This is a genomic window from Enterobacter sp. SECR19-1250 (genome assembly GCF_013391025.1).
In the GTDB taxonomy this organism is placed as follows: domain Bacteria; phylum Pseudomonadota; class Gammaproteobacteria; order Enterobacterales; family Enterobacteriaceae; genus Enterobacter; species Enterobacter cloacae.
Genome location: NZ_JACASJ010000289.1, coordinates 1 through 882 on the forward strand (window position 1 = coordinate 1; position 882 = coordinate 882).

An 882-nucleotide genomic window follows, 5' to 3' on the forward strand; every position below is an offset into this window, starting at 1 on the left:
TGGCCGATGGCGATCACAGCCTGACCGTGATTTCCAAAGACCCGGCCGGAAACGAGGTGACCTCTCCGTCCTTTGATATTACCGTTGATGCGACCGCCCCGGAAAAACCTGTACTCGGATCCGCAACGGATGATGTGGGAACAATTCGTGGCGATCTGAGCAACGGCGGCACCACCGACGACGCAAACCCAACCTTCAACGGCTCTGCAGAGCCGGGCAGCCGTGTCGATATTTATGACAACGGTGAGCATATTGGTTCAACGATTGCGGACGACAACGGTGCCTGGCAGTTCACGCCAACTACACCTCTGCCAGAAGGTGAGCACCATATCACCACCACCGCAACGGATGAAGCGGGCAACACCGGTCCGGAATCGGATGATTTTGTGCTGGTGACCGACTACACCCCACCAGTGGCAAGCAGCGATGTACTGAACATTACGTCCGTAATGGATGATGTCGGCGGCCGTCAGGGTAACGTGGCCAGCGGTGAAATCACCGATGACAGCAAACCGGTTATCAATGGTATTGGTGAAGCGGGCAGCACCGTCTTTGTTTACAGCACGGATGCTAACGGCAAACATCTGCTGGGCTCAGCTGTGGTCAACAGTGAAGGCAACTGGACGCTGGCACTGGATACACCGCTGGTGGAAGGGCTTAATCAGCTGACGCTGGAAACCCAGGACGCAGTAGGCAACCGCGTAGTGGGTGAAGCACCGTCTTACGACATTACCGTTCTGATCCCGGTCAGCACCGAGCCGTCCATCAACAGCGTTGTGGACAACGCCGAGCCGCACGTCGGCCCAATGCAGAAAGGCGAAACCACTAACGACACCACCCCAACCCTGAGCGGCAGCGCTGCACCGGGCGACGTTGTGTCTA

General features: G+C 57.4%; 1 protein-coding gene. It reads left to right on the plus strand.

Annotated features, from left to right (window positions below):
• The coding region (locus HX884_RS26655; RefSeq protein WP_256737209.1) for an Ig-like domain-containing protein at positions 1-882 on the plus strand (882 nt) is incomplete at both ends.